This is a genomic window from Mesorhizobium sp. M7A.F.Ca.CA.002.09.1.1 (assembly GCF_003998555.1).
Taxonomy (GTDB): domain Bacteria; phylum Pseudomonadota; class Alphaproteobacteria; order Rhizobiales; family Rhizobiaceae; genus Mesorhizobium; species Mesorhizobium ciceri.
This window is the reverse complement of sequence record NZ_RZRR01000329.1, coordinates 1-5515: the sequence shown is the minus strand read 5'-3', so window position 1 is coordinate 5515 and position 5515 is coordinate 1. Positions and strand designations below refer to the sequence as shown.

The window sequence follows — 5515 nt, the reverse complement described above, 5'->3', positions numbered from 1 at the left end:
CAAACAGGGACCGTTCGCTGACGCCAATGGCAGCGTCCTCGCCCTGATCCGAGCCCCAGCCTCGTCCAGCCATCGGGTCTGCCCCTTGCGCCCTCGACACCCTATGCTACATGAACGCGCAAAGCGCGAAAGTCCGCGCGACCGCACCCCGCTTCAGATGGTTTCCGAGAGTTCCATGTCCGACAAGGTCGTCACCCGTTTTGCCCCCTCGCCCACCGGCTATTTGCACATAGGCGGCGCGCGCACGGCGCTGTTCAACTGGCTGTATGCAAAGCACACCGGCGGCACGATGCTGCTGCGCATCGAGGACACCGATCGCGAACGCTCCAATGAAGCCGCGACGGCTGCCATCCTCGACGGGCTTTCCTGGCTTGGCCTGAGCTGGGACGGCGAGCCGGTGTCGCAGTTCGAGCGTGCGCCCCGCCACCGCGAGGTGGCCGAGGAGCTCGTGCGCATCGGCAAGGCCTATTATTGCTACGCCACGCCAGCCGAACTGGAGGCCATGCGCGAGGCCGCCAGAGCCAAGGGGCTGCCACCCCGCTACGATGGCCGCTGGCGCGACCGCGACCCCTCAGAGGCACCCGCAGGTGCCAAGGGCGCCATCCGCATCAAGGCGCCGACCGAAGGCGAGACCGTCGTCCATGACCGGGTCCAGGGCGACGTGCGCTTTCCTAACAAGGATCTCGATGACTTCATCATCCTGCGTTCCGACGGCAATCCCACTTACATGCATGCCGTCGTCGTCGACGATCATGACATGGCCGTCACCCACATCATCCGCGGCGACGACCATCTGACCAACGCCGCCCGCCAGACCGTCATCTACAACGCCATGGGCTGGGACGTGCCGTCCATGTCGCATATCCCGCTGATCCACGGCGCCGATGGCGCCAAGCTATCGAAGCGGCACGGCGCGCTTGGCGTCGAGGCTTATCGCGCCATGGGCTACCTGCCGGAGGCGCTGCTCAACTACCTGGCGCGTCTCGGCTGGAGCCATGGCGACGACGAGATCATGTCGATCAAGGACATGATTTCCTGGTTCGACATCGGCGACGTCAACAAGGGCGCGGCGCGCTTCGACTTCGCCAAGCTGGAGGCAATCAACGGCGCACATATGCGTCGCATGAGCGATGCCGAACTGTTCGACATCTTCATCGCCACCCTGCCCTACCTCGAAGGTGGCCCGGCGATCGCCGCACGCCTGAACGACAGCACCAAGGCGCAGTTGCTGGCAGCGCTTCCGGGCCTGAAGGAGCGCGCCAAGACGCTGGTGGAGCTCGTCGACGGCGCGGCCTTCCTGTTTGCCACGCGACCGCTGCCGATCGACGACAAGGCGGCCCTTCTGCTCACCGACGATGCCCGCAAGATCCTGCGCAGTGCTCACGAAGCTTTGAACGGGCTTGCGGGTGACTGGACAGCCGTCTCGGCGGAGGCGGCGATCCGCGAGGTGGCGGCGGCCGGCAGCCACAAGCTCGGCGCGGTGGCCCAGCCTTTGCGCGCCGCTTTGACCGGCAAAAGCACCTCGCCGGGCGTGTTCGATGTGCTCGCCGTGCTCGGCCGCGAGGAAAGCCTGGCGCGCATCTCAGATCAAATCGATTAGGAGCAAACTGGCCCAAGAAGATTGGCATTGAAAGGCGGGTTTCGCAGTGCAACATTAGGCCTTGGCCCAATCTGGCACGCACCTCCTGAAATGCGGTGGCGAATACGCGCATTGCGGTGATTTTCGACGTGTCGCTCTGCGAAATTTGCCTTTGCCGGCATGAGGAAACAAGAAGGAGTTTGCAATGACCGAAGCTGCGAAAAAACTGGATTTGGGCAAGACCCAAGAGGCCACCGCAACGCTTGAATTCGCCGGCAAGACCCATGAATTCAAGGTGCGAAGCGGTTCGGTCGGGCCTGATGTGATCGACATCGCCTCGCTCTACTCAACCACCGGCGCTTTCACCTACGATCCCGGCTTCACCTCGACGGCAAGCTGCGAGTCCGAAATCACCTTCATCGACGGCGACGCCGGCATCCTGTTGCACCGCGGCTATCCGATCGACCAGTTGGCCGAACATGGCGACTTCCTCGAGGTCTGCTATCTCCTGCTCTACGGTGAATTGCCGACCAAGGCGCAGAAGGACGATTTCGATTACCGCGTGACGCGCCACACCATGGTGCATGAGCAGATGTCGCGCTTTTTCACCGGCTTCCGCCGCGACGCGCATCCGATGGCGGTGATGTGCGGCGTGGTCGGCGCGCTGTCGGCCTTTTATCACGACTCCACCGACATTTCCGACCCCTACCAGCGCATGGTTGCCTCCATGCGGCTGATCGCCAAGATGCCGACGATCGCGGCGATGGCCTACAAATACCACATCGGCCAGCCCTTCATTTACCCGAAGAACGAGCTGAACTTTGCCGCCAACTTCCTGCATATGTGCTTTGCCGTGCCTTGCGAGGAATACAAGATCAATCCGGTGCTGGCGCGCGCCATGGAACGCATCTTCATCCTGCACGCCGACCACGAGCAGAATGCCTCGACCTCGACCGTTCGCCTCGCCGGCTCGTCGGGCGCCAACCCGTTTGCGTGCATCGCCGCCGGCATAGCCTGCCTGTGGGGACCCGCGCATGGCGGCGCCAATGAAGCGGCGCTCAACATGCTTGGCGAGATCGGCCATGTCGATCACATCCCGGAATTCATCGCCCGCGCCAAGGACAAGGACGACCCGTTCCGCTTGATGGGCTTCGGCCACCGCGTCTACAAGAACTACGATCCGCGCGCCAAGATCATGCAGAAGACGGCACATGAGGTTCTGGGCGAGCTCGGCATCAAGGACGATCCGCTGCTCGACATCGCCATGGAGCTGGAAAAGATCGCGCTGACCGATTCCTATTTCATCGAGAAGAAGCTCTACCCGAATGTCGACTTCTATTCCGGCATTACGCTGAAGGCGCTGGGCTTCCCCACCACGATGTTCACCGTGCTGTTCGCGGTCGCCCGCACCGTCGGCTGGATCGCCCAGTGGAAAGAGATGATCGAGGATCCGCGCCAGAAGATTGGCCGCCCGCGCCAGCTCTATACCGGTGCACCGGAGCGGGATTACGTGCCGATCGCCAAGCGGTGAATTAGGAAATAGTGAGTAGTGAGTAGTGAGTAGTGAGTAGTGAGTAGTGAAGTCGACCATTTCTACTGATTACTGACTACTCACTCTCTTGACATACCGCATCACCACCTGCGCGGCGATCTCGCCGGACGGTCTGCCCGTAGCCATGCGCCGCCTGATCTCTGCAAATCCATCCTTCTGCCAGGCACGCATGCCGCTGTCGGCGAACAGTGCCTCCAATTGCCGGGCAAGATTGTTCGGCTTGATATAGCCGTCGTAGAATTCGGGAATAAGCGCTCGATCCGATATCAGATTGGGCAGCAGCGCCGACCAGACGGAAACGAGGTACGGCGCCAAGATGCGCGCGACCGGGTCGAGCCTGTAGCAGGAAATCATCGGCACGCCGGCCAGCGCCAGTTCCAGCGATACCGTCCCGGACGCGATCAGCGCCGCATCGGCCCTGCCGAAAGCCTGCCATTTGCGCTGGGGCTCGACGATGATCTCAGGCTTTTCATCCCAGCGGTTGACGGAAGATTTGACGAGGTCGGCGACATGCGGGACGGTCGGCAGCAGCAGCCGCAAGCGGTGGCCGCGCGCGCGCAGGATCGACACCGTCTCGCCGAACGGGTCGAGCAGCCGCCGTACCTCGCCACGCCGCGAACCGGGCAGGACGAGCAAGGTTTTGACCCGATCAGGAGAAAGGTCGCGCGGCAACTCCTGCGCCTTGGCTGCAGCGAGCAAGCCCGCATCGTGCGTCAGGCGATGCCCAACATAGGTGCCCGATGGCCCGCCGAGCCGCTCCAACTCCTTAACCTCGAAAGGCAGGATGCAGAGGATGTGGTCGACATAGGGCTTCATCGCGACCGCCCTGCCCGGCCGCCACGCCCACACGCTCGGGCAGACATAGTGGATGATCGGAATCGACGGGTTGGCCGCACGCACCTTTTTGGCGACGCGCAACGAAAAGTCCGGACTGTCAATGGTGACGAGGCAATCCGGCTTTTCGTCGGCAACGGTCTTGGCCAGTTGGCTGATCCGCCGCATCAGGCGCGGAAGGTCGCGCAGGACGGCACTGAACCCCATGAGGGCGATCTCACCGGCATCGAATGGCGAGACCAGTCCCAGCGTCTGCAAATGACGGCCGCCGAGGCCGACGAGTTGCACCTCGCGCCCGGCCGCCTGCCTGAGCGAGCGTACTATGTCGGCGCCGAGCAGGTCGCCGGACTCCTCGCCGGCAACAATCGCGATCTTCAATGCCCTGTCAGCCACTGTGCGGCTCCGTCGTGGCAGGCAGGCCAATGACGAACAGGCCGAGTGCGTTGGCGCGCGCGATGGTTTCAGGACCTTCGAGAACCAGCGAACGTCCCGCCTCGACGGCAATCCCGGCAAGCTCGGCTGCATGCGCTGCTTCGACCGTCTGCAGGCCGATGGACGGAAGATCCGCTCGCAGTTCCTGGCCAGGCTTGGCGCACTTGACCAGGACGCCGCGGGTCTTGCCCGCAATACGGCCGTGGCCGCGTAAAAGCTTTGCCCGCTCAAGCAATCCGGCTGTTCCTTCGATGCCTTCCAGCGCAATGGTCCGGCCACCGATGGCGATCGCGGCCTGGCCGATGTCCAGCGCCCCGATGGCCTTTGCTGCGTCAAGGCCTGCCTCGATGTCACGCCAGTCCGACTTTTGTGGCGCGGCGTTGGTCAGGACGCCTTCGGCGGCGACAAGGCTCGGCACGATTTCATGCGCTCCCACAACCTTTATTCCACGGGCTTCGAGGCCCCTCGCCAAGACCTTCAGCAGGCCATCGTCGCCACGCGCGAGCGCCATGACGACCAGCGGAATTACCGCGAGCAGGCTGAGACTGGGGCGCAGCGCAAGCAATCGCGGCCGGCGCTTGATCTCGCCTGCAAGCACCAGATGGGTGATCCGGTGCCGCCGTAGCAATGGGACCAGCGAGCCTATACCTTCCAGAGCGAGGCTTTCGTGATCGTATCGGGAGAGCTCCGCGATGCGGTCGACCTCGCCTTCCATCAGGATGACGAAGGGCGGATAGCCTTGTTCAGCCGAACCGGCCGCGACTTCGACCGGCAGACTGCCGCCGCCGGCAATGATGCCGACCCTGGAGCCCGGCGGAAGATCAAGACGCGCTGCCGCTGTCTCAGTCTTCGTCATCGACATCGTCGCCATCGCCGCCCTTGAGCGACGGCACAGCATAGTGCCGCTTGCCGCGACTGGTGATGAAATCGATGATCTTCATGGCGGTCGGCGACGACGCGAACTCCGCCTTGGCGAACTCGATGTTCTCGCCAACGGTGCGGGAACGATCGAAGATCATCCTGTAAGCCTTGCGCAGCACAAGGATTTCGGACCTTGGCAGGCCGGAGCGCTTGAGGCCGATGATGTTGAGGCCGCGTAGGCTGGCGCGGTTGCCGAC

At 63.2% G+C, this 5515-nt stretch carries 4 protein-coding genes and 1 pseudogene; 2 read left to right on the top strand and 3 right to left on the bottom strand.

From position 1 onward, the window contains the following. Positions 1-175: 175 nt before the first annotated feature. Both gltX and gltA read left to right on the top strand, forming a co-directional pair. Complete coding sequence (gltX, locus tag EN994_RS16025; RefSeq protein ID WP_063170234.1) at positions 176-1600, top strand: glutamate--tRNA ligase; 1425 nt, start codon at positions 176-178, stop codon at positions 1598-1600. A gap of 184 nt (positions 1601-1784) precedes the next feature. After that, on the top strand, positions 1785-3110 hold the full coding sequence (gene gltA, locus EN994_RS16020; RefSeq protein ID WP_013531749.1) for a citrate synthase: 1326 nt from the start codon (positions 1785-1787) through the stop codon (positions 3108-3110). A gap of 69 nt (positions 3111-3179) precedes the next feature. On the opposite strand, the gene lpxB is transcribed toward gltA, so the two are convergent. The 3 genes and pseudogenes from lpxB to EN994_RS16005 all read right to left on the bottom strand — a co-directional run. Further along, the gene (lpxB, locus tag EN994_RS16015; RefSeq protein WP_063167972.1) at positions 3180-4358 is read right to left on the bottom strand and encodes a lipid-A-disaccharide synthase; all 1179 of its coding nucleotides are present in this window, start codon (positions 4356-4358) and stop codon (positions 3180-3182) included. After that, positions 4351-5268 (bottom strand): LpxI family protein, encoded by a 918-nt coding sequence (locus tag EN994_RS16010; protein ID WP_063170233.1) that lies wholly within the window; start codon positions 5266-5268, stop codon positions 4351-4353. The genes lpxB and EN994_RS16010 overlap by 8 nt, the downstream gene beginning before the upstream one ends. Then, positions 5240-5515 (bottom strand): annotated as a pseudogene (locus EN994_RS16005) (acyl-[acyl-carrier-protein]--UDP-N-acetylglucosamine O-acyltransferase); the annotation flags it as partial. The pseudogene EN994_RS16005 and the gene EN994_RS16010, both read right to left, overlap by 29 nt.

What these genes read in the sequence shown, in the direction of transcription:
- gltX (WP_063170234.1), top strand. Translation starts at nt 176, where the DNA reads ATGTCCGACAAGGTCGTCACCCGTTTTGCCCCCTCGCCCACCGGCTAT.
- gltA (WP_013531749.1), top strand. Translation starts at nt 1,785, where the DNA reads ATGACCGAAGCTGCGAAAAAACTGGATTTGGGCAAGACCCAAGAGGCC.
- EN994_RS16010 (WP_063170233.1), bottom strand. Translation starts at nt 5,268, where the DNA reads ATGGCGACGATGTCGATGACGAAGACTGAGACAGCGGCAGCGCGTCTT.